This window comes from Pseudooctadecabacter jejudonensis (assembly GCF_900172275.1).
GTDB lineage: Bacteria > Pseudomonadota > Alphaproteobacteria > Rhodobacterales > Rhodobacteraceae > Octadecabacter > Octadecabacter jejudonensis.
Map to the genome: position 1 here is coordinate 95,215 of NZ_FWFT01000005.1, position 22,937 is coordinate 118,151.

General features: G+C 59.2%; 23 protein-coding genes and 1 other RNA gene. 13 read left to right on the forward strand and 11 right to left on the reverse strand.

The features are described from left to right. Positions 1-7 precede the first annotated feature (7 nt). From PSJ8397_RS14025 to PSJ8397_RS14035, 3 genes are all read right to left on the reverse strand, one after another. Positions 8-352, reverse strand: a complete 345-nt coding sequence (locus PSJ8397_RS14025; protein WP_085865255.1) for a YbaB/EbfC family nucleoid-associated protein — start codon at positions 350-352, stop codon at positions 8-10. Positions 353-418: 66 nt separating this feature from the next. Next, positions 419-2,188, reverse strand: coding sequence for a DNA polymerase III subunit gamma/tau (locus tag PSJ8397_RS14030; RefSeq protein ID WP_085865256.1), 1,770 nt, complete (start codon positions 2,186-2,188; stop codon positions 419-421). A 35-nt stretch (positions 2,189-2,223) separates the two neighbouring features. Then, positions 2,224-2,586, reverse strand: coding sequence for a DUF202 domain-containing protein (locus tag PSJ8397_RS14035; protein WP_085865257.1), 363 nt, complete (start codon positions 2,584-2,586; stop codon positions 2,224-2,226). Between the two features lie 78 nt (positions 2,587-2,664). Between PSJ8397_RS14035 and PSJ8397_RS14040 the strand changes: the two genes are divergently transcribed. Beyond that, the gene (locus tag PSJ8397_RS14040; RefSeq protein WP_085865258.1) at positions 2,665-3,999 is read left to right on the forward strand and encodes an ankyrin repeat domain-containing protein; all 1,335 of its coding nucleotides are present in this window, start codon (positions 2,665-2,667) and stop codon (positions 3,997-3,999) included. 127 nt (positions 4,000-4,126) lie between these two features. Beyond that, positions 4,127-4,483, forward strand: coding sequence for a protein-tyrosine phosphatase family protein (locus PSJ8397_RS14045; protein WP_306372146.1), 357 nt, complete (start codon positions 4,127-4,129; stop codon positions 4,481-4,483). On the opposite strand, the gene rsgA is transcribed toward PSJ8397_RS14045, so the two are convergent. Together rsgA and ffs are read right to left on the reverse strand one after the other, a co-directional pair. Next, on the reverse strand, positions 4,480-5,502 hold the full coding sequence (gene rsgA, locus PSJ8397_RS14050) for a ribosome small subunit-dependent GTPase A (protein ID WP_085865260.1): 1,023 nt from the start codon (positions 5,500-5,502) through the stop codon (positions 4,480-4,482). The genes PSJ8397_RS14045 and rsgA overlap by 4 nt on opposite strands. Positions 5,503-5,593: 91 nt before the next feature. Continuing rightward, an RNA gene (ffs, locus tag PSJ8397_RS14055) (signal recognition particle sRNA small type) lies at positions 5,594-5,692 on the reverse strand. Between the two features lie 84 nt (positions 5,693-5,776). On the opposite strand from ffs, the gene nudC reads away from it, so the two are divergent. Next, positions 5,777-6,730 carry an NAD(+) diphosphatase gene (gene nudC, locus PSJ8397_RS14060; RefSeq protein ID WP_085865407.1) on the forward strand — a complete coding sequence of 318 codons (954 nt, stop codon included), beginning with the start codon at positions 5,777-5,779 and terminating at the stop codon, positions 6,728-6,730. 49 nt (positions 6,731-6,779) lie between these two features. After that, on the forward strand, positions 6,780-7,241 hold the full coding sequence (locus PSJ8397_RS14065) for an SRPBCC family protein (protein WP_085865261.1): 462 nt from the start codon (positions 6,780-6,782) through the stop codon (positions 7,239-7,241). Here the strand turns inward: PSJ8397_RS14065 and PSJ8397_RS14070 are convergent. Further along, a complete protein-coding gene (locus tag PSJ8397_RS14070; protein ID WP_085865262.1) occupies positions 7,238-8,086 on the reverse strand; it encodes a prephenate dehydratase in 849 nt (282 codons plus the stop codon). The two genes, PSJ8397_RS14065 and PSJ8397_RS14070, sit on opposite strands and share 4 nt — an antisense overlap. A 155-nt stretch (positions 8,087-8,241) precedes the next feature. Here PSJ8397_RS14070 and PSJ8397_RS14075 point away from each other — a divergent pair, with 155 nt between their 5' ends. The 5 genes from PSJ8397_RS14075 (at position 8,242) to PSJ8397_RS14095 (ending at position 14,850) form a co-directional block, all read left to right on the forward strand. Next, the gene (locus PSJ8397_RS14075; RefSeq protein ID WP_085865408.1) at positions 8,242-8,763 is read left to right on the forward strand and encodes a c-type cytochrome; all 522 of its coding nucleotides are present in this window, start codon (positions 8,242-8,244) and stop codon (positions 8,761-8,763) included. A 162-nt stretch (positions 8,764-8,925) separates the two neighbouring features. Beyond that, on the forward strand, positions 8,926-10,845 hold the full coding sequence (locus PSJ8397_RS14080; protein ID WP_085865263.1) for an extracellular solute-binding protein: 1,920 nt from the start codon (positions 8,926-8,928) through the stop codon (positions 10,843-10,845). A 45-nt stretch (positions 10,846-10,890) separates the two neighbouring features. Continuing rightward, positions 10,891-12,108: a microcin C ABC transporter permease YejB gene (locus tag PSJ8397_RS14085; protein WP_085865264.1), complete on the forward strand. Its 1,218-nt coding sequence runs from the start codon at positions 10,891-10,893 to the stop codon at positions 12,106-12,108. A 1-nt stretch (position 12,109) separates the two neighbouring features. Beyond that, on the forward strand, positions 12,110-13,270 hold the full coding sequence (locus PSJ8397_RS14090; RefSeq protein WP_143515485.1) for an ABC transporter permease: 1,161 nt from the start codon (positions 12,110-12,112) through the stop codon (positions 13,268-13,270). Beyond that, positions 13,267-14,850: an ABC transporter ATP-binding protein gene (locus tag PSJ8397_RS14095; protein ID WP_085865265.1), complete on the forward strand. Its 1,584-nt coding sequence runs from the start codon at positions 13,267-13,269 to the stop codon at positions 14,848-14,850. Before PSJ8397_RS14090 ends, PSJ8397_RS14095 begins: the two co-directional genes overlap by 4 nt. A gap of 21 nt (positions 14,851-14,871) precedes the next feature. On the opposite strand, the gene PSJ8397_RS14100 is transcribed toward PSJ8397_RS14095, so the two are convergent. The 3 genes from PSJ8397_RS14100 to PSJ8397_RS14110 all read right to left on the reverse strand — a co-directional run bounded on the left by PSJ8397_RS14100 (position 14,872) and on the right by PSJ8397_RS14110 (position 17,921). Beyond that, positions 14,872-15,558, reverse strand: coding sequence for a fumarylacetoacetate hydrolase family protein (locus tag PSJ8397_RS14100; protein ID WP_085865266.1), 687 nt, complete (start codon positions 15,556-15,558; stop codon positions 14,872-14,874). An 18-nt stretch (positions 15,559-15,576) separates the two neighbouring features. After that, entirely contained in the window at positions 15,577-16,986 is a 1,410-nt protein-coding gene (locus PSJ8397_RS14105; RefSeq protein WP_085865267.1) for a D-alanyl-D-alanine carboxypeptidase family protein, read from the reverse strand. Positions 16,987-17,225: 239 nt separating this feature from the next. Further along, a complete protein-coding gene (locus PSJ8397_RS14110) occupies positions 17,226-17,921 on the reverse strand; it encodes an HAD family hydrolase (protein ID WP_085865268.1) in 696 nt (231 codons plus the stop codon). Positions 17,922-18,026: 105 nt separating this feature from the next. Here PSJ8397_RS14110 and clpS point away from each other — a divergent pair, with 105 nt between their 5' ends. From clpS to PSJ8397_RS14125, 3 genes are read left to right on the forward strand one after another with little or no spacing between them, the layout of a single operon-like run. Beyond that, the gene (clpS, locus tag PSJ8397_RS14115) at positions 18,027-18,368 is read left to right on the forward strand and encodes an ATP-dependent Clp protease adapter ClpS (protein WP_085865269.1); all 342 of its coding nucleotides are present in this window, start codon (positions 18,027-18,029) and stop codon (positions 18,366-18,368) included. 21 nt (positions 18,369-18,389) lie between these two features. Further along, positions 18,390-19,328, forward strand: coding sequence for a class I SAM-dependent methyltransferase (locus PSJ8397_RS14120; protein ID WP_085865270.1), 939 nt, complete (start codon positions 18,390-18,392; stop codon positions 19,326-19,328). 43 nt (positions 19,329-19,371) lie between these two features. Next, positions 19,372-20,175 (forward strand): SDR family NAD(P)-dependent oxidoreductase, encoded by an 804-nt coding sequence (locus tag PSJ8397_RS14125; RefSeq protein ID WP_085865271.1) that lies wholly within the window; start codon positions 19,372-19,374, stop codon positions 20,173-20,175. Positions 20,176-20,185: 10 nt separating this feature from the next. Here the strand turns inward: PSJ8397_RS14125 and PSJ8397_RS14130 are convergent, their stop codons facing one another. Then, a complete protein-coding gene (locus PSJ8397_RS14130; RefSeq protein WP_085865272.1) occupies positions 20,186-20,575 on the reverse strand; it encodes a hypothetical protein in 390 nt (129 codons plus the stop codon). Positions 20,576-20,681: 106 nt separating this feature from the next. Between PSJ8397_RS14130 and hemF the strand changes: the two genes are divergently transcribed. Beyond that, positions 20,682-21,578, forward strand: a complete 897-nt coding sequence (hemF, locus tag PSJ8397_RS14135) for an oxygen-dependent coproporphyrinogen oxidase (protein ID WP_085865273.1) — start codon at positions 20,682-20,684, stop codon at positions 21,576-21,578. 101 nt (positions 21,579-21,679) lie between these two features. Here the strand turns inward: hemF and PSJ8397_RS14140 are convergent, their stop codons facing one another. Further along, entirely contained in the window at positions 21,680-22,912 is a 1,233-nt protein-coding gene (locus tag PSJ8397_RS14140; protein WP_085865274.1) for a lytic murein transglycosylase, read from the reverse strand. Positions 22,913-22,937: the final 25 nt, after the last annotated feature.

Below are 22,937 nucleotides of genomic sequence, written 5' to 3' on the forward strand. Positions count from 1 at the left end.
GCGGGGGTTAGAACGGCAGTTTCATATCTGCCGGAAGCCCGAGGCCTTCGGTCAGCTTTGCCATTTCTTCCTGCGCTTTTTCGGAGGCTTTGGATTGGGCGTCTTTGATGGCGGCCAGGATCAGGTCTTCGACCACTTCTTTGTCGTCGCCGTTGAAGATGGACGGGTCGATGTCGAGGGCTTTGAGTTCGCCTTTGGCAGTTGCGGTCGCCTTCACGAGGCCCGCGCCGCTTTCGCCGGTGACCATCATCGTGTGAAGCTCTTCTTGCAGGGCGGCCATATCGGTTTGCATCTGCTGAGCCTTTTTCATCATGCCGGCCATATCGCCAAGGCCACCTAGTCCTTTGAACATCTTGTCTGTCTCCTGAATATCGTTGTGCTTTAGATAGGCGGCGCAGTGCGGAGCCGCAAGCGGCGGCTAGCTGTCCTCGAACGGGTCCCATTCTTCGTCGACCTCGGGGAGGGCGTCGGCCTCGGCCTCGGCGGCGAGGGCTTTGGGGGTGCGGATGTCTGTGATCTTGGCGCTGGGGAAGTGTTGCAGCACAGCCTGAACGAGGGGCAGTGCGGTTGCTTTTTCCTTGAGCGCGTTTTCTTCGGCGTCGCGGATTTCGGCAATCGTCGGTGCGCCGCCCTCATTTACCAGCGTCACGGCCCAACGGTTGCCTGTCCAAGCTTGCAGGCGGCTGGCCAGCCGTTGGGCGAGGTTTTGGGGGGCGTTGGGGCCAGGTTCGAATTCAATGCGACCGGGTTGATAGGCGGCCAGGCGCACGCCGTCTTCAACATCGACGAGCAGTTTGGCGTCGCGGTGGCGGCGGATCAGTTCGACCACGTGATCGAACGTTGGGTAATGAGACAAGGCCTCCTCAGCCGCGACAGCCACGGCGGTGTTGCCTGCGGACATTGTGGTGCCAGCGGGGCCCGCGTGCGTTTGCGTCGGGGTGCCTTGTGCATGGGTGTGTTGTGATGTGGGGGCTGGACGTGACCCACCGCCGCCCGCCGGCGGAGGCGGTGTTTGACCGTCCAGTTTGCGCACCAGTTCTTCCGGGCTGGGCAGGTCGGCCACATGGGTCAGGCGGATCACGGCCATTTCAGCGGCCATCATCGCATTGGGCGCCATGGAAACCTCTTCCAATGCCTTCAACAGCATTTGCCACAGCCGCGTCAGCACACGCATTGGCAAGGCCTCGGCCATATCTGCGCCACGGGTGCGTTCGTCAGGGCCGACAGTGGGGTCTTCGGCGGCATCGGGGGTGATTTTGATAACGCTGACCCAATGGGCAATCTCGGCCAGATCCCTCAGGATCGCCATGGGATCGGCGCCGTCTGCATATTGACTGGACAGTTCTCGCAGGGCCTCGGCGGCTTGGCCTTTGAGGATCATGTCGAACAGGTCCAGCACGCGTCCACGGTCGGCCAGGCCCAGCATGGCGCGCACTTGTTCTGCGGTGGTTTCACCCGCACCGTGAGAAATAGCCTGATCCAGCAGCGATTGCGCATCCCGGGCGGAGCCTTCGGCGGCGCGGGTGATCAGGGCCAGGGCGTCATCGGTAATTTCGGCACCTTCGGAGGTGGCGATTTTACGCAACAGGGCGATCTGGTCCTCGGGTTCGATGCGACGTAAGTCAAACCGTTGGCAGCGCGACAACACCGTCACGGGGACCTTTCGGATTTCCGTGGTCGCAAAGATGAATTTGACGTGGGCGGGGGGTTCTTCCAACGTTTTCAACAGCGCGTTGAACGCGCTGGTCGACAGCATGTGAACTTCGTCGATGATGTAGATCTTATAGCGGGCCGAGGCCGCGCGGTAATGCACGCTTTCGATGATTTCGCGGATGTCACCTACGCCTGTACGGGATGCGGCGTCCATCTCCATCACGTCCACATGGCGGCCTTCCATGATGGCCACGCAATGTTCGCATTGACCGCAGGGTTCCGTGGTTGGGCCACCATTTCCGTCCGGCCCGATGCAGTTCATGCCCTTGGCGATGATGCGGGCTGTGGTGGTTTTACCCGTCCCGCGGATGCCGGTCATGATGAACGCCTGCGCGATACGATCAGCGGCAAAGGCGTTTTTCAGCGTCCGCACCATGGCGTCCTGCCCCACGAGATCGGCAAAGGTCTCGGGGCGGTACTTGCGGGCGAGGACTTGGTACTGGGTTCGATCTTGGGGGGCGTCGGATTCGGTCATTTCGCTAGACTATGCGCGGGCCAGCGGGGCGTCCACTAGACAAACCAAAGAATGAAGCCTGCGCCGATGGCGGTTGCGGTCATCAATATGGTGATGACTGTAAGCGTCGCGGTAGAGGCGCCCTGAACCGTCCGTTCATTCAGACGGTGTATGGTGTGGCAGGCTTTGCTGCGCGCCGACCAAAACAGCACAATGGCCGCGATCAACGGGATTTGTGCCACGATACGGGCCACGATGGAGGGCTCGAAATCCCCGAACACGGCCTTGAACGCGAGGGCCAGACCTATCGCGCCCATGCCGCCGCCTGTCCAGCTGGCAAAGGTGCGTTCATTGGCCATCAACGTGCGGTCTTCGGCCCAATCGGTGCGGTCCTCGGCGAGGTCTTCTGATTTTCCCATACAATGAGATATAGCAGACGCCTTGCTGGGGGCGAGGGGGCGGGGTAGCGTTGTGTGCAAAAGAAGGTCGCGCGCGCCGTGTCGGACACCCCCTCCCATCTTGATCACGCCTTGCAGCATTTGAATAAGGCGCTGCATTTCGGGTGCCTTGAGGACGTACATCAACTGTTGAAGGCGACGCCGGACTTGGCGCATGGCCACTTTGGGCTGCTTTGTGCGCTTTATGACGTGGATGCTGTGCGGAAGACGCTGTCGCAGGATCCCCGCGCGGCAATCACCCCTGCTGGACCTTGGCTGCCTTTCATTCATTTGTGTAAATCGCCGCTATGGCGGGAAAGCGCAGAGCGTCTGGACCAGATGACCGCCATTGCACAGTTGCTGGTGGATCATGGCGCGGATGTGAATGCGCCCAGTTTTGATGAAGGAGCTGCATTGTCCCCGCTGTATTGGGCCTTGGGACATGCGGGCAATCTCCCCCTTGCGGAATGGTTGCTGGATCATGGCGCTACCCCCGATGACAACGAAAGCCTGTATCACGCGACGGAGTTGGGGCACGCGCAAGGCGTGGCGTTGTTGCTGAAATACGGTGCGACGGTGGATGGCACGAATGCCCTGCCGCGCGCGATGGATTTTGACGACGTCGACATGGTGACACTGCTGATTGAGGCGGGCGCGGACCTGTCTGCTGGCACGGATGCGTGGCAATCCGGAACAGGGATGCAATCGGGCGTGCCAGTCTTGCATCAGGCGGCGCGGCGGATGAATTCCGCCCCCGTGTTGGACGTTTTGCTGGCTCATGGGGCTGACCCGAATGCGACATGGCAGGGGCACAGTGTCTTTGCGTTTGCCAGCGTATTTGGCAATCACACCCTTGTTGAGAAACTGACCGACAGGGGAATTTCGGCGGATTTGACACCTGATGAGGCCATGTTGGCTGCGGCGGCGCTGGGGCATGTGCCCGACGGTTTCATCAACCCCGATACCTTGCCCGAGGCCTATCGCAACATCCTGCGCGAGATTGTTCATCTGCCTGGCAAAACCGACCACGTGAAGGCGCTGATTGCCATTGGCCTTGAATGGGACCGTCCGGATGCCGAAGGTCTGACGCCTGTGCAGGTGGCCGGATGGTCAGGCCTGCCTGATGTGATGGGGTATTTCCTGTCTCTGAAGCCTGATTTGTCCCACATCAACGGGTATGGTGGCACTTTGTTTTCAACCATCCTGCATGGGGCGGATATGAACCCGACGCGTGCAAAGGGGGATTATATCGGCTGTTTGCAGCTTGCGCTGGATCATGGTGTGGCGCTGCCGCGCAAGGGGATTGAGGCATCAGGTGATCCTGCAATCCGCGCGTTTTTGCGCGAATGGGCCGCCGCGCGTCCGGGCCAAGTGGTGGAGGACGGCATTGTCTGACTTTGGAATACATGTCCTTTCCCTTGGTGCGGGGTTGATTGCCGTGTCGCCCGTTCCGGGCAGGTCTGGAGATTATGAAACAGACCTGTCCACGCTTTTGCACTGGGCGCCTCACCTGGTTTTGACGATGACCACCCAAAGCGAGATGGACAGAATGGGGGCGTCGTCGTTTGGCCATGACCTAGAGGCTGTGGGCATCGCTTGGCATCACTTGCCGATTGTGGATTTTGGCGCACCGGATGCCACGATCCGACACCAATGGCACGAGGTCTCGGCGCAGGCGCATACACTCCTCAAAGAGGGTGGGCGCGTGCTGTCCCATTGTTTTGGTGGCTGCGGTCGATCCGGTATGGTCGCTTTGCGGCTGATGGTCGAAGCGGGTGAGGCGCCGGATGCCGCACTTGCACGTCTGCGCGCGGTGCGGCCCTGTGCGGTGGAACGCGATGCGCAGTTTGATTGGGCATCACAAACGAGCGGCCACTAGCGCCGCCGTTTCGCGGCCCCGCGTTCCTTGCCTTCGTTATACATCTTTTGAAGCCGCTTCATGTGGGCGCGATTTTCGCCCACCGTGGCCGTGTTGAACCGGTTTTCGCGTTCCAGCTTGCGCCACCGTTCCAGCCGGTCCGCGTCCAGATCCCCGGCTTCGATCGCTGCGCGCACGGCGCAGCCCGGCTCGGTCTGATGGGCGCAATCGTTGAATTTGCACTGGGCGGCAAGGTCGGTGATGTCCCCAAAGACATCTTCGACCCCTTCTTCGGCGTCGACCAAACGCAGTTCCCGCATGCCGGGGGTGTCGATCAACCAGCCGCCAGTGGTTGTGGCCCGCAGGTTGCGGTTGGTGGTCGTGTGGCGACCCTTTGCGTCATCTTCCCGGATGTCTTGCGTCGTGTCGATCTGGCCCGTCAGACGGTTCTGGATCGTGGTCTTGCCAACCCCAGAGGATCCGACCAAGGCCAGCGTCTGCCCGTTGCTGCACCAAGGGGAAAGGCGGGCCACGTCTTCGTCGTCTTTGGCGTTTATGGCGATGGCGGTCAGCAGCGGGGACAGGCGTTCGGCCTGCCGGATGTAGTCGCTGACGTCGTCCACCAAATCAGCTTTGGTCAGGATGACCAAGGGCATGCAGCCCGACGCGCCGCACATGGCCAGATAGCGTTCCAGGCGGGCCACGTTGAAGTCTGCGTTGCAGCTTGTGACGATGCCCAAGGTGTCGACATTGGCGGCGATCAGCTGGGGTTTGCTTTCTTCGCCCGCGGCGCGGCGGGTGATTGCGGTGGTTCTGTCCAATGGCTCGGACGCGGCGGCCCCGGTAGCGATGACCCAATCGCCCACGGCATAAAGCCCTGCAGCGGCGGTGGGTGAGAGCGACACAGTTCCATAGGCCTGCAGCCCGTCCAGACGGGATCGATGCACGGCAGTGATCCGTGTGGGCGCCATGTCATCGTCCAGATCAACCTGACGCGCAAAATGAGGGGTCCAGCCAAGGGTGGCGAGGGTATCTGTCATGTCAGGGTGTTTATCCTATTGGACGACCTCGCGAAAGCGGTGCTTACGCTTTGTCGTTCCATGTCGTCCGCGCTGTGGTGCAAGACGATATGGGTGAGAGGTTGGACATCGACCCAAGTGGGGCTCGTTGTGGCTGCTTCCTTCCGGACCTGACCAGGTTGGCGAGGCACTTGCCCGCGCCAACCCCTCGGGCGTCATATACGAACGGGTGCGGTCCGATGCAAGGGGGCGAAGTGGTCTTGCACGCGCGGGCGGGTCATGCAACGCACAGATCATGAAACATGCAGAGACAGTGACATTCGGCGGGTCGGGCCTGAACCGCGCCGCACATTTACGGTCAAAGGCGGAAGGTTTGGCCGCGCAAAGCGATACGCGGGCCCTCGTTTTTTGGCGTGGCAAAGTGCTGACAACACACGAGGGCGGGCCGCTGATGCGCGTGCCGCTAGATCATCCGGTGATGGCGGATGCGGGCGATGTGCGGCTGTTTCTGGGGCTGGATGACGACGGGCCTGTTTTTGCGCTTTCACTGGATCGGTGGACGCCTGATCTGTCGGATGCAGAGGATCTGAACACGTTCCTCGACCCGACGCTGCAGCAACATCCAGCCACCGGAGATGCTGTTTTTGCTGAATTGCGGGCCATCATGACGACCCTGACCGCGCGAGATGCTGAATTGGCGGCGACCGCACGGGCGGTGCTGGGTTGGCACCAAAGCCACCGGTTCTGTTCGGCCTGTGGTGCCGAAAGTCAGGCCGCGGACGCGGGGTGGCGACGCAGCTGTGCGGCCTGCGGCACATCGCATTTTCCGCGCACCGATCCTGTGGTCATCATGTTGATCACCGATGGGGACAACGTGCTTGTCGGACGCTCCCCCGGCTGGCCCGAGGGGATGTATTCGCTGCTGGCGGGTTTTGTCGAACCGGGGGAAACGATCGAGGCCGCCGTGCGCCGCGAGGTGTTTGAGGAGGCAGGCATCAAAGTCGGCGAGGTCAGGTATCTTGCCAGCCAGCCTTGGGCGTTTCCGTCCTCTTTGATGATTGGGTGCGCAGGGCAAGCGACCACGACGAAAATCACCCTCGATCCGGAGGAGTTGGAGGACGCGATCTGGGTCACACGAGGGGACATGATGCTGGCCTCAAAGGGGGAACATCCGACGATCAAACCCGCCCGAAAAGGCGCCATTGCACATTTTCTACTAGAGAACTGGCTGGCGAATACGTTAGATTAACACAGATAAAATATCGCCCCGAAACGGCTGGCAGAACAGGCAGATCATCATGGACATACAAGCGCGTGAAGACATCGAAGCACCGATTGAATTTGTATACGATCAATTGACCGATTTTGCGTCTTTTGAACGATCGGTGATGCGGCGCGGTGCTGACGTGCAACGGCTTGCCGATGGGGCTGCGAATGGACTGGGGGCCAAGTGGCGCGTCAAATTCATGATGCGTGGTGTCGAACGCAAGATCGCCGCTGAAGTGACAAAAGCCGAAAAACCCAACCTGATCGGGGTCAGTGTGACCTCCAAAAACGTGGATGCCGAAATTCAGCTGGAATTGGTGCCCCTCTCCCCCGCCCGCACACGGTTGAATGTCTCTTTTGATGCTGTGGCCAAGACAATTCCTGCCAAGTTGTTCTTCCAGTCCCTGCGGTTTGCCCGTCAAAAGACGAACAATCGGTTCAAAGGGGCGGTTGGCAATTTTGCCGAAGATATCGAAAAGCGGTATCGCGCCTAATCACTCGCCGCTTCATGGCGGCGCGGGGCGGCGGGAAAAACGCCCATCAGTTTGATGTGATCGGTGAAATAATCCAACTCTTCCATGGCGAGTTGGACGTTGCGATCATCGGGGTGGCCCTCGACCTCTGCGTAGAACTGGGTCGCCGTGAACTGTCCGCCGACCATATAGCTTTCAAGTTTGGTCATGTTGACGCCATTGGTCGCAAACCCACCCATCGCTTTGTATAGGGCCGCGGGGATATTGCGCACGCGGAAGACGAAGCTGGTGACCATGCCGTGATTGCCGCGCCGTTTGAAATCCGGCTCCCGCGACATGATCAGGAACCGTGTGGTGTTGCGGTCATGGTCTTCGATGTTGCGCGCCAGAAGGTCGAGACCGTAGATGTCTGCGGCCATTTCAGACGCCAACGCGCCTGCGGTCATGTCATCCCCATTTGCCACATCCATCGCCGCGCGGGCGTTGTCTGGGCTGACCACTGGGGCAATGCCCTTTTCGCGCAGAAACTTGCCGCATTGGGGTAAAATCACGACGTGCCCGGCGGCGGTGCGAATTTGATCCAGGCTTGCCCCTGGTTTGCCCAACAGGTTGATGTGCACCCGCACGAAGGCCTCATCCACGATGTGCAGCCCGCTGTTTGGCAGCAATGTATGCACATCGCCCACGCGTCCGTAGGTTGAATTTTCAACGGCGATCATGCCCAGATCGGCGTCCCCTTTGCGCACGGCTTCAATTGCGGCGGCAAATGTGGGGCAGGGCAGGGGCGTGTGATCGGGCCGTGCCTCAACGCAGGCTTGATGGCTGTAGGCACCAGGCTCTCCCTGAAACGCGATAGATTTTGACATGACGCCCCCCCAGTTTGCCCCCTGATTTATGTCTCAGTGTGCACCGATGTGCACCGAATGCAAAAAATGGGCATTTGGTCGCGGTGCTACACCTTGATCATAGGGGTGGGAAGCGGATACACGGCGTCTGAATCGGGAACAAGATGGAACGCGACATGTTCGACACAATGACATTGACCAAAGCACTTGGCGGCCTGTGTGGCACTCTGCTGGTGTTTTTGCTGGGCGGCTGGGTCGCCGAAGGGATTTATCACTCGGGCGGTCATGGACATGGCGATCATGCGCAGTCCTACACCATCGAAGTGGCGTCTGCGGATGACGCAGCAGAAGAAGTCGACGAAGGCCCCGCCTTCGCTGAGGTTTATGCCGCCGCAAGTGCCGCTGATGGAGAAAGCCAGTGGCGCGCGTGTTCGGCCTGTCACGCGCTTGAAGATGGGGTGAACGGCGTCGGCCCGCATCTGTATGGTATTGTTGGTCGTGATGTGGCGGCTGTGGATGGCTACGGCTATTCGGGCAACCTGATTGCCGTGAACGACGTCTGGACCGCGGAAGAGCTGAACGCCTTCCTCGAAAAGCCGTCCTCATACGCACCGGGCACCGCAATGGGCTACAACGGTATGCGCCGCATCGAAGATCGGGCAAACCTCATTGCCTACCTCGCCACCATCGGCGAGTAAGCGATCTGATAGACACGACAAAGGCCGTCCCTTGGGGCGGCCTTTTTTGTTGGGAAATCAGGCGTAATCACGGCAATGTCACGCAATCTCAACTTGAACATTCGACAAACTGCGATTTAGCTTCAAGTTAAAGGGGTGAGACCCAATTCAAAGGAGTGCCCGATGTCCAAGCCACAGCGTAGACCTGCCCAAGCCGCAACCCGTGTCAAAACCAATACGGCACCGAAATGGGCGATGCTCCTTGCGGGGTCTGTTCTGGCCATCGGCGCTGCGACATTGGTGCGTGCGGACAGCCACGAAAACATCACCATCAGCCATGGCTATTCCAACTTTGGGGAACTGATGTACCCCGCGGATATGGAGCACCTGAACTACGTCAACCCAGATGCACCCAAAGGTGGGGAAATCAGTGTTCAGGCACAGGGCACGTTTGATACCTTTAACAACTTCACCCGAGAGGGGGCAGCGGCAGCAGGCACCACCTTGCTGTTCGAAAGCATTCTGGCCAGCACAGCGGATGATCCCTACGGATCCTATTGTTATCTGTGCACCACAATGGAATTTCCCGAAAGCCGTGACTGGGTGATTTTTAACCTGCGCGACGACATCACCTTCGCAGATGGGACCCCGATGACGGCTGAGGACGTGGCCTACACCCACAACCTGTTCATGACGCAAGGCCTGCCAGAATATGTGGCCGTCGTGTCGCAATACATCCAAGAGGTTGAGGTCTTGGACACCTTGCGGATCAAGTTCACCTTCAGCGAAGACGCCCCGCGTCGGGATGTGCTGGGCTTTGCTGGCGGCACGACAGTCTTTTCAAAAGCATGGTTTGAAGAAACCGGCGCGCGCCTAGACGAGAGCACGGATGTGCCATTCATGGGCTCGGGCGCTTATGTGATCGAAAGCTTCGACACCAACCGGAACGTCATCTACGCCCGTGATCCCGATTGGTGGGGCGTCGATCATCCGTTGAATGTCGGGCAGAACAACTTTGACCGCATCCGGTATGAGTATTTCACCGACGCATCGACCTCCTTTGAGGCATTCAAGGCGGGTGAATACACGTTCCGCAATGAAAATTCGTCCCTTCAGTGGGCAACGGGCTATGACTTCCCGGGGGTGGAATCCGGCGCTGTCGTGACACGAGAATTGCCGAATGGGTCCATCGGGTCCGCGCAGGCGTTTATTTTCAACCTGCGTGATGAGAAATTCCAGGATCCGCGGGTGCGCGAAGCGGTGCGTTTGATGTTTAACTTCGAATGGTCAAACGACACGTTGTTCTATGGCTTGTACGACCGGGTCGAATCCTTCTGGCAGAATGCCGATTTGCAGGCCCAAGGCGCCCCATCCGAGGGAGAGATCGCCCTGCTGCAGCCGCTTGTAGACGAAGGCCTGCTGGATGCCTCCATCCTCACCGACGAAGCGATCTTGCCACCCACCTCTGATGCACGTCGGCCCACGGACCGCGCCAACCTGCGCCGCGCCTCGGCCCTGTTGGATGAGGCCGGATGGATCACTGGGGATGATGGCATGCGCCGCAAGGACGGCCAGCTGCTGGAGGTCGAATTCCTTTCTGCGTCCCCGTCGTTTGATCGGATCATCAACCCATACGTAGAAAACCTTCAGCGACTTGGTGTGTCTGCGTTCCTCAACCGTGTGGATTTCGCGCAATACGTGGAACGTCTGAACGCGCCGTCTGATTTTGACATTGTCACCCACACCATGACCCAAGGGTTTGAGCCTGGCAGCGGGATGCGTCAGTGGTTCGGGTCTGAAACGGCAGCTGACAGTTCGCGAAACCTCATGGGGCTTCAGGATGAAGCGATCGACCGTCTGATGACCAGTGTCATTGCGGCGGGTACTTTGGATGATCTGCGGACATCAACGAATGCACTTGATCGCGTGTTGCGGGCCAAAGGGTTCTGGGTGCCACAGTGGTATAAATCGACCCACACGGTCGCGTATTACGATATGTACGAATATCCTGATCCGCTGCCTCCGTTCGCCTTGGGTAACCTGTCGTTCTGGTGGTACAACGCAGAGAAAGCGGCCGAACTTGAAGCATCGGGTGCCCTGTAGGGGATCGTGATGGGCCTCAAGAAGACCAGTAAAGGTACAGGCTGAATGGGCAGTTATATCCTCAGACGATTGCTTTTGGTGATCCCGACATTGCTCGGGATCATGATCGTCAATTTCTCACTGACTCAATTCGTGCCGGGCGGCCCTGTAGAACAGATCATCGCCCAGCTTGAAGGGGGCGGTGACGTCTTCGAAGGCATCTCAGGCGGTGGATCTGAAATTGTTGAGGACACAAGCAACGACAGTGTTGGCGCCCGCGGCTTGCCACAGGAATTTCTGGACCAACTTGAGATTGAATTCAATTTCGCCCGCATCGCATGCGAAGACGGCTTCACCGGAGAGCCCGATCTGAGCGCCGAGGAATGCAGCGCCGTCCCCATCCCTGCGCTGGAGCGGTTTTTCCTGATGATGTGGGACTATGTCCGGTTCGATTTTGGCGAAAGCTATTTTAGGTCGGTGTCTGTGGTGGATCTGGTGCTGGAAAAGATGCCTGTGTCGATCACCCTCGGTTTGTGGTCCACGCTGATTGCGTATCTGATTTCGATACCACTTGGCATCCGCAAGGCCGTGCGCGACGGGTCGTCGTTTGACACATGGACATCTGGGGCAATTATCGTGGGCTATGCGATCCCCGGGTTCTTGTTCGCAATCCTGTTGATCGTGCTGTTTGCGTCGAACAACTGTTTCCGCTTTGGCTTTGGCATATCAGACTGGCTGCGCGACAATGCGCGGTTCTTTTATGACATCAACCCGACCTGTAAGCGGCTGTTTCCCCTGCGCGGTCTGACGTCATCGGATTGGGAAACCTTCAGCACTTGGGGCAAGATCGTGGATTATTTCCACCACATCGCCTTGCCGGTTTTGGCATCAACCATTTCCGCCTTTGCGACGCTGACCTTGCTGACCAAGAACAGCTTTCTCGATGAGATCAAAAAGCAATACGTCATCACCGCCAAGGCCAAAGGCCTGCCAGAGCGTCGCGTGATGTACGGCCACGTCTTCCGCAATGCGATGCTGATCGTAATTTCCGGTTTCCCCGCGCTGTTCATCGGTGTGTTCTTCGGCGGATCGCTGATCATCGAGACGTTGTTCTCGCTGGATGGTCTGGGGCGGCTGGGGTTTGAGGCCGCGTTGCAGCGCGACTATCCGGTGATTTTTGGCACGCTCTTTGCGTTCTCTCTGGTTGGACTGGTCGTGGGGATCATTACCGATATCACCTATGTGCTGATCGATCCGCGCATTGATTTCGAAAGGAGGGGGTAAGATGGCCAACACCACCGAGGCCTCCATGCAGGCATTGCCAGCGCGCAAGCGGCGTCTTTCGCTTTCCCCGCTGAACCAGCGCCGTTGGACAAATTTCAAACGCAACCGGCGGGCCTATTGGTCCTTGTGGATCTTCTTGACCCTCTTTGTGTTGTCGCTGTTTGCGGAGTTTCTGGCCAACGACAAACCCATCCTTGTCAGTTACCGCGGTGAGCTGCGGATGCCGATTTTCAACTTCTATTCCGAACAGGCCTTTGGCGGCGATTTCCCCACGGAAGCGGAATACAAGGATATTGAGGTCAAATGTCTGATCGAAACCGGCGGGCTTGAGGATTGTTTTTTTGAACCTGAAGATCTGATTGCCGCCGCCAATGCCGGCACGCTTGAGGCGGAAGGGTTCGAAAAGGGGTGGCTGCTTTGGCCGCCCATCCCTTACAGCTACAACACGATCGTCGACATTCCGGGCGTTGCGCCGTCAGCCCCCGATGAGAACAACTGGCTGGGCACGGATGACACCAAACGGGACGTTGTGGCGCGGGTGATCCACGGATTCCGGTTGTCGATCCTGTTTACCATCATCGTGACTTCGGTGGCCTCAGTCATCGGGATCATTGCCGGGGCAGTGCAGGGATATTTCGGTGGCTGGGTCGATTTGACGTTTCAGCGGTTGTTGGAAATCTGGGGGTCAACCCCGTCGATCTACGTGATCATCATCCTGTTTGCGATCTTGGGGCGCTCGTTCTGGCTCCTTGTGTTCCTCACTATCCTTTTCGGCTGGCCCGCTTTGGTGGGGCTTGTCAGGGCGGAGTTCTTGCGGGCGCGCAACCTTGAATACGTGCGGGCGGCCAAGGCGCTGGGCGTGCGCGACCGCACGATCATGTTCCGCCATATGCTGCCCAACGCCATGGTGGCGACCGTCACGATGCTGCCCTTCATCATCACCGGCACGATTGCTACGTTGGCGTCCTTGGATTTCCTGGGCTTTGGCCTGCCATCCTCCGCCCCGTCGCTGGGCGAGATGACGTTGCAAGCCAAACAAAACCTTCAGGCCCCGTGGCTGGGCTTCACCGCGTTCTTCACCTTTGCCATCATGCTGTCCCTGCTGGTCTTCATTTTTGAAGGTGTGCGGGATGCGTTTGACCCCAGAAAGACCTTTTCATGACCCGCCTTCTGGACGTCAAAGACCTGACCGTGGATTTCAGGCAGGACGGGCAAACCGTCCATGCCGTGCGCGGCGTCTCCTTTCACGTGGACGAGGGGGAGACCGTTGCGCTGGTCGGTGAATCCGGGTCCGGAAAATCGGTATCGGCGTTGTCCACGGTGCAGCTTTTGGGCGACAGCGCCAAGGTTGGCGGGTCGATCCAATATCGGTCTGATCAGATGGTCGGCGCGTCTGAGGCAAAGCTGCAAAAGGTGCGCGGCAACGACATCAGCTTTATCTTTCAGGAGCCGATGACATCGTTGAACCCTCTGCACACCATCGAAAAACAGCTGGGCGAATCCATCGAACTGCATCAGGGCCTGCGCGGCGCAAAGGTGCGCGCGCGGATTATTGAGCTTTTGAACCAAGTGGGCATCCGCGACCCCGAAGACCGGCTGACGTCGTATCCACACCAGCTGTCGGGCGGGCAGCGCCAGCGTGTGATGATCGCCATGGCGCTGGCCAACGGGCCGGAACTGCTGATCGCGGATGAACCAACGACGGCGCTTGATGTGACGATTCAGGCACAAATCCTCGATCTGTTGGCTGACCTGAAACGTGACCTAAAGATGAGCCTTCTGTTCATCACCCACGACCTGACCATCGTTCGCAAAATTGCCGACAGGGTCTGTGTGATGAAAGACGGTGAAATCGTCGAAACCGGCCCCACGGCTGAGATATTCGCCAACCCGCAGCACCCCTACACCCGCATGTTGCTTGAAGCCGAAAGCGTGGGCCTGCCCGATCCGGTGCGCGAGGGCGCGCCCGTCGTGGCCGAGGCGCAGAACCTCAAGATCTGGTTTCCAATTCAGGCGGGGCTGCTGCGTCGCACTGTGGGGTATGTGAAGGCCGTCAACGATGCCAGTTTTCAGATCCGAGCGGGTGAAACCGTGGGCGTCGTGGGCGAATCCGGGTCTGGCAAGACGACACTGGCGCTGGCGATGATGCGTTTGATTTCGTCCGAAGGGCGGATCGTGTTTCTGGGTAAGGACATCCAAGGGTTCCGAGACAGGCAAATGCGGCCCTTGCGGTCAGACATGCAGATCGTGTTCCAGGACCCCTACGGATCGCTAAGCCCGCGCATGACCGTTGAGCAGATCATCGCGGAAGGGTTGACCATCCACGGCACGGCGGCTGGCAAAAACCCGCGTGAGATGGTGGCGGATATCATGCGAGAGGTTGGCCTCGATCCTGCGTTGATGGATCGCTATCCCCACGAATTTTCAGGGGGCCAACGTCAACGGATCGCCATTGCCCGCGCGATGATCTTGCGCCCCAAATTGGTGGTCCTCGATGAACCCACATCAGCGTTGGATATGACCGTGCAGGTGCAGATCGTCGATTTGCTGCGCGATCTGCAACGTCGCCATCAGTTGGCCTATCTGTTTATCAGTCACGACCTAAAGGTCGTGCGGGCGCTGTCCCATAAGGTGATGGTGATGAAACGCGGCGACGTGGTTGAAACAGGCGCGGCAGAGGCCGTGTTTGAACGGCCCGAAACAGACTATACCCGCGAGTTGATGGCCGCAGCGTTCGAATAACGCGCCCCGCCTTTGGCGGCGTCAGGCGGCAATCGTCACGACAGCCTCTCCCAGCCCCTCGACCGCACAAACGCAGGTCTCCCCGCGTTGCAGCGGCCCCACCCCGGCAGGGGTTCCCGTCATGATGACATCGCCCGGCTGCAAGGTGACTGTGCGGGACAGGGTTGCGATAATCTCGGGCACGGACCAGATCATCTGACTTAGATCGCCGTCTTGTTTCATCGCCCCATCGACATGACAGGTGATTGCCCCGGTGGTCGGGTGACCGACCTGTGCGACAGGCGTAACGGCGCCGATGACAGCGGAATTGTCGAACCCCTTGGCCATGCACCACGGCGTGCCGCTGCCTTTTGCCAGACCTTGCAGGTCTCGTCGGGTCAGATCGTTGCCCACCGCATAGCCATAGACGTGATCCAGCGCGCTGGCCTCTTCAATTTCGGCCCCACCTGTGCCGATGACCAAAACCAACTCCGCCTCAAAATGCAGATCGGAGGTGTTGGGCGGATAGGGGATGGTGGCGCCGCTTTGCACAACGCAGCTGGGCGGCTTGTCGAAAAACAAGGGCGGGTCCGCTTTGGGATCGCCGCCCATCTCAGCCACATGATCGGCGTAGTTTTTGCCCACACACAGAATGCGGTGCACCTCGACCACCTCGCCGGATATGGTCTTGAGAGTCTGGCGGGCAGGGGCAGTCACAACGGCGGGCATGGGATCGGTCCTTTGGGGTTAGTCAGGCCCGATCATGAAACACGTGGTGCCGCGCGCTTGCAAGCGGGCGCAGGCCAATTCTGCACCATCTCGCGTCAGCCCCATAAAGTTCGCATCAAACCCTTGGGAGGAGCGGTTGACGCGGCGCAGCGACCCATCCAGCGTCGACATCTCGTTCAGCGCCACGCGCAACAACACCCGTTCTGCTTGATATTGTGACGCATAGCGGCCCACGTTGATCCCCCACAGACGGCTGCCCGATGTGGAAATGCGGGTCACGACCTCAGGTTCTGTCGGCACGGGGCTGGCTTGTTGGACAGCGGCCAGAACGACGTCTCCGGGGCGTGCCTGGGGGGCGGCTGTGGTTGTTGGGGCGGCGGCGGTCTGCAAAACCTCGCTCACCGCGTTTTCAATGACATCGGCGTCGACCAAAAGAACCTCTGCCGGGGCATCGTCAGGCGTTTCAATCATACGCGCCTGTGGGCGCAGTGACCGCGCCACAAGGCCATTCACGCGGACGGTACGCGCGGCTGTGCCGGGGGCAGGGGCATCACTTCCGGCCCCTTGAGGGCCTACGGGGCGCGGGCGATCAACGCGGGCGGTGCTGGGCGCGCGGGCAAAACCCATATCCATCAGCTCAGCCACGCGGGCATTTCGGGCGGCGGTGGAGGATCCCCCAAACATCGTCGCGATGATCCGTTCCTGCCCCCGTTCGGCAGACGCCACAAGGTTAAAGCCCGCCGCACGGGTGTAGCCAGTCTTGATGCCATCCGCACCACGATAGGCGTTGAGGAAGCGGCGATTGGTGTTCGCCACCTCACGGACACCGGCATCAGTCGAACGGCGCGAGAAGATGTTATAATACTGCGGGAAATCGTAAATCATGTGACGGCCCAAGGTCGTCATGTCGCGCGCGGTGGACATATGGCCTGCTTCGGTCAGGCCATGGGCATTGCGGAACGTCGTGCGGGTCATGCCCATGGCGCGGGCTGTGGCCGTCATCCGGCGGGCAAAGGCGGCTTCGTTGCCTTCTAGTGCGATGCCGATGGCCGTAGCGGCGTCGTTGGCGGATTTGATGGCGGCCGCACGGATGAGATAACGGAACTGAATACGCTGACCGGACCGAAGGCCGAGTTTCGAGGGCGGTTCATTCGCGGCGAGGGGCGTTATCGTCACCATGTCATCCAGCCCAATTTCGCCCCGTTCAACGGCCTGAAACGCGATATAGAGCGTCATCATTTTGGTCAAAGACGCCGGATGCAGCGGGGTGTCGGCATTGCGCGAATGCAAGACCTCACCCGTGCGGGCATCCATGACCATCGCAGCATAAGGCGCTGCTTTGACCTGCGCCGGCGCAATCGCGGCGAGAAGAAGGGTAAACAATAGCAAAATGCCCGCCAACGCGGGGTGATTAATACGTCGTGTCACGACACTGCCTCTTTACTGCCTCGTGAGCCCCGATTTTTGTGGGGTCTCATTTGTTATTCAACAAAGCTAGCACGTGGGCGAATTTCAGAAAACAGCAATAAAACAAAGGCTTTTAGTGTGGCTTCCCTGCACTTCGGGCGTCTGGTGTGCCACATCTAGGGTGCGACATGCGCCTCAAACGCTAGATGGGCGAATGTGGCGGGAATGTGGCACCCGCGCCATCAGCGGATGCACGCCACCTAGGACAACGATGCAACCAATGCGGGCAATTCAGTGAGAGAGGTGATTTGCCGGAAACGGCGGTGCTCCACCGGCGGCTCGGCTGCCTCATAGGCCCAGGTCAGATCGTGGGGGACATGAATGCCCCACGCGCCCGCGGCCAGCGCGGGGATCACGTCGGATTTCACTGAATTGCCAACCATCATATGATGCGCCGTGTCAAAGCGCGCAAAGATATGGGTGTAGATGTCGGTGGTCTTGTCGCTGACGATTTCGACGTGATCGAACAGATCGCCCAGACCTGACTGCGCCAGCTTGCGTTCCTGATCCAACAAATCGCCTTTGGTGATCAACAGGACATGCGCGTGCGGCGCGACGGCCTCAATCGCGGGGCGGACCCCGTCCAACAGCTCAACAGGGTTGGCCAACATGGCGCGTCCCATCGCCAACAGATCCGCGATCGTGTCGGTGGACACGCGGCCGTCCGTCACCTCAATCGCGGTTTCGATCATCGACAGAACGAAGCCCTTCACGCCGAAGCCATAGATCGCCAAATTGCGCTGTTCGGCTGCCAAAAGACGCGCCATCAGCGTGTCGCTGTCCGTTTCTTCTGCCAACATCTGAGCGAAGCGGGCCTGAGTCATTTGGAACCCGCGTTCGTTGTGCCAGAGAGTGTCATCGGCGTCGAATGCAATGGTCCACTGTTTTTTCATCATTTGTGGCCTCTTGCCGCAACGCATCCCCCTTTTCATAAGGGGTGTAGAGACTATATTGAGGCCTCAGGATATGGCACAACCCGCAAAGTGTAGATGAGACCGGCAATGCTGAATGGCACGTGGATGATGGCGGACAATGACAAAGACGACGATGGCGACATCGGCGTCAAACTTGAAACGCGTCCGAAGACCAAACGCCCTCCGATGTATAAGGTATTGATCCTGAACGACGATTACACCCCGATGGAATTTGTGGTGCATGTGTTGGAACGGTTTTTTGGTATGACCCACGCGCAATCTGTCGAATTGATGATGACGGTGCACCAAAAGGGCGTCGCGGTTGTGGGCGTGTTCAGCCATGAAATTGCCGAGACCAAAGTGGCGATGGTGATGGATTTCGCCGCGCGTCACCAACATCCCCTGCAATGCACGATGGAGAAAGAGTAACGGCCCCCCGTTGCTTTCCCCATGAAACAGTCCCGCCTGTCCACCGCCCTTGAAGACGGGCTTTCCCTTGATGGCCCGCTGCATGTGCTGCGTCCGCCTGCGGGCTATGATCTGGCTGGTCTGACCGATGCGACCGTTGAAACGGTCTTCGCACCCGATCACGCCTATTGGACGTCCGCTGGCCGAGTAGGGGATGGTGCCGCGCGTGGGGCGACGCTGGTGGTTTTGCCGCGCTCTAAGACCCTGGCCCGTGTCATGGTGAATGACGCCATTGCCGCCGGTGGGTTGGTCATTGTGGATGGCCAAAAGACCGATGGTGTGGACAGCATTTATAAAGATGTGCGCAAGGTCGCAGCGATTGAGGGTGTCATCACCAAAGGCCATGGACGGTTGTTCTGGTTTCAAGCGGCTGAGACACCGGACTGGACGACGTCGGTCAAATCCCCCGATGGGTTTGTCACGGCTCCGGGTGTGTTTTCAGAAAGCAAAATCGATGCGGGCTCTGCCCTGTTGGCCCCCCATGTTAAGGCCCTCAAAGGACGCGTGGCAGATTTGGGCGCGGGCTGGGGATATCTGTCGCGGGCTATTTTGCAAAGCGATGCGGTGACGTCCCTTGATTTGGTGGAAGCCGACCGTGTGGCGCTGGACTGCGCGCGGCAGAACGTGGGCGATCCCCGCGTCAAGGCCCATTGGGCCGATGCGGTAACTTTTGACGGCGGGCCGTTTGACGCCGTGGTGTCCAACCCCCCATTTCATACGGGCCGCGACGGCGATATAGATTTAGGACGTGGTTTCATCGCCACAGCCGCCCGTTTGCTGACGCCGCGCGGCGCGTTCTTGATGGTCGCGAACCGTCATTTGCCCTACGAATCCACGCTGGAGGCCAAATTTGGCCGTGTTGAGGAACTCGACGGATCAGGGGCGTTCAAGCTCTTTCGTGCGACGCGTCCGAAACGCTGACGCAGACGCCCCGTCGTCACGGGCGCGACCTTGAGGAGGTCACATGACATTTTCAATAGCCGGAAAGACCGCGATTGTTACGGGCGCCGCCAACGGGGTGGGCCTTGCGATTGGGCGACACTTTGTAGCTGAGGGGGCGAACGTCGTCTTCGCGGATATGGATGAGGACCGGCTGGAGGCCGAATTGGGGTCGGCTGATGTTGAACCGGAACGCTACCGGACCTTCGCCTGCGATCTGCGGCAAAAGCTGTCGATCAACAACCTGCTGTCGATGACCGTCGACAGTTTTGAACGGGTGGATATTTTGGTGAACGCTTCGCGGCAAATGGTGTCGTCTGATCCGTTGAACCCCAAGGAAGATCATGTTGAAACCCTTTTGAATCAAAATCTTATGACGGCGCTGCGTCTGACGCAGGCAACGGCAAAGCGGATGATAAAACAGGCCGAGGATCAAGAGGAGGGACCGGTCGGGTCCATCATCAACCTCAGTTCAATCGCGGCGCGACGGGCCCATGCAGATCTGCTGGGCTATTCGATCTCCACGGCGGCCTTGGACCAGATGACACGGTCCATGGCGGTGGCTTTGGCGCCGCATCGGATACGCGTGAACGCGGTGGCGTTCGGATCTGTCATGTCGTCGAGCTTGAAGCACCAGTTGAAGGAACACGACGATTACCGGTCTGAGATCATTGATCACACCCCGTTGGGCCGCATCGCCGGCCCTGGCGAGGTGTCTGATGCGGTGCAATATCTTGCCGCCGATGCGTCAAATTTTGTGACCGGCCAAATCATCACGGTGGACGGGGGGCGGACCCTGATCGATCCGGTCGAAGCCCCCGCCCACTGAGACCTTCAGGCTATTCAGGATGAACCGCGATGCATTGCTGCACGCGGGCCTGAACGTCCCGCGCCACGGATGCGCGCCGGGATTGAAGTTGGTCGAGCTTGATGCGTTCTTCGGCAATGTTCAGGGACACAGGTTCCTGACGGGTGAATGTTTCGGTCTCTTCACATGGAAATCGGAATGTTGAGCCGTCCTCATTTGTGCCTTCGCATGTGGTGCGCAAAACGCGAACGTCTTGCACTTCGACCAAGGCAAATCCGCGATTGATGTTGCCTTGGGTCGTGGCAATCAGCCGATCCAGAGTGCTGAGTTCACGATTGGCAGAGTTGATGCATTGTTCGCGCGGGGTGGCACAGGCCGCGAGGGCTGCAAGGCAAAGCAGGGACAGGGTGATACGGGTCATGTAGTATTCCTTGGACAGGCTGAGTGTCTCATGTGTGTGACAGGTCTTGGATTGCTGCCAAAACTAGTGATAGGTCTCATTGATAGGCAATAACAAAGGTGCACCGATGGCCACGGACGAGATGATTTCCCAAAAAGCAGAGGCCTCTGCGTGGTTCCGAAGCCTGCGCGACGACATCGTTGCGGCATTCGAAAACCTTGAGGACACACAGGTGGGTGGCCCCTTTGCCGGGCAGCCTGCCGGACGGTTTGAAGTCACCGAGACCAAGCGGACAGGCGATGCAGGCGAAGACGCCGGTGGTGGTCTGATGTCGGTCATGCGCAGTGGCCGTGTATTTGAAAAGGTCGGCGTCAACATTTCAACGGTGTACGGCACCTTGGGGGAGCGGGCGCAGGCGGCCATGGCTGCACGCAAAGGCATTCCGGGCATGAAGGACGACCCGCGGTTCTGGGCCTCCGGCATCAGCCTTGTGGCGCATATGCAGAACCCGCATGCCCCCGCCGTGCACATGAACACGCGGATGTTCTGGACGCCACATGCGTGGTGGTTTGGCGGCGGATCGGATTTGAACCCCTGTCTGGAATACGACGAGGATACGGCGCATTTCCATGCCACCCAAAAGGCCTGGCTCGACCCCCATGGGGAAGACCATTATCCTAAGTTGAAGGAATGGGCTGACACCTATTTTTACGTCCCTCACCGCAACCGCGCACGGGGTGTCGGTGGCATTTTCATGGATGATTATTGCACGGGCGATTGGGCGGCGGATTTCAAACTGACGCAGGATATTGGCCGCGCCTTTTTGCCAGCCTATGTGCCGCTGGTTGAGCGGCGGCGTGACACAGGCTGGGGCGAGCCAGAGAAAGATGCGCAGCTGGTGCATCGTGGGCTTTATGCTGAATACAACCTTGTTTATGATCGCGGGACCAAGTTTGGGCTTGAGACGGGACATGATGCCAATGCGGTATTGATGAGCCTGCCACCACTGGCGAAATGGCACTGAGGCCCGTCGGGCGTCGCTGTTGAGGCCTGAAGGCCTCAAGGCGCCCCGCCCACCGTCCCAATCTTGAGTTGTACTGGCCAAGATGAAGGGTAGGCGTGCATCTAGTTTGTGATGGCGCGGACCGTTTCACGGTTGGGAAAACAGGTGGGCGTCTGGCCCGCGGCGGTCTGCCATTGGCCGATGGCGCGGCGGGTTTTAAACCCCACAAGCCCGTCGGCCCCGCCCACATCATAGCCTATCGCGATGAGCCTGTTTTGCATCGCGGCGATGTCAGAGCGCAGAAGATCATCGACCGGTTGCCACGGTGTACGGAACGGTCCGACGTTGAACGCGATTTTATCACCCACGTGGCCCACGAACAGCGCGTAGAGATCGGAGTTGTTGTAGGTTTTCAGCACGTAAAAATTTGGCGTGACCAAAAAGGCGGGGCCGTTTGTGCCGGCTGGCAGCAGAAGGGCCGCGTCGCCGTTGCGTTCATGCGCTGGGAAGGGGCGGCCTGAGACGCGGGTGACGCCCACGGCTTCCCATTCGGCGATAGTGCGCATTTGGTCGCGTCCAGCTGCGGTGCAGGGCAAAGAAGGGGGGAGGTTGACCTCAAAGCCCCAGTCGCGCCTGCCGTCCCAACCGTTTGTTGCAAGGTAGGATGCAATGGAGCGGATCGTGTCGGCCTCGGACCGCCAAATATCGGCGCGACCGTCTCCGTCCCCGTCGCGTGCGTGGGCCTCGAAGCTCGTCGGCATGAATTGCGGCTGGCCCATGGCACCTGCCCATGAGCTGCGCATTTGATCGGGTGCGATATGGCCCGCTTGCGTGATCCGCAGGGCGGCGAGGAGTTCATCGGTAAAGTAATCGGCGCGGGCGGACATGAAGCCTTTGGTGCCCAGAGTGCGGAACGTGTTGTAAGGGATATCGACGCGACCGAAGCCGCTTTCGCGGCCCCAGATGGCGAGGATGATGTGGGCGGGCACGCCGGTTGCGCGTTCGGTTTGTGCCAGAGTGGTTGCGAAACGGTTGGCGTAGCTACGCCCCAGATTGGCGGTGCCGTCGACAGAATTGGGGCGGAAATAGAGCGCGGGGCTGCGAAATTCGGTTTGGCTTTGTGTGCGCTGTTGCGGTGGGGTGGTGCCGGGAGGGACCAGATCTGGAAGATCCCAGTTCAGAGTGACATCGCTGAAAGCGGCGTTGAAGGTGCGCTTCGAAACGCCGTCGGCATGGGCGCGAGGCCAGATTGTGGTTTGCAGCCAGGTTTGAAACAGGGCTTCGGTTTCGGCGCGGGTCTGCGCATGCGCGGCAGGGGCCAAAAGGGCGAGACACATGAGACAACGCACCAACATGGCCAGAGGTTAGCCGTTGTTTGGA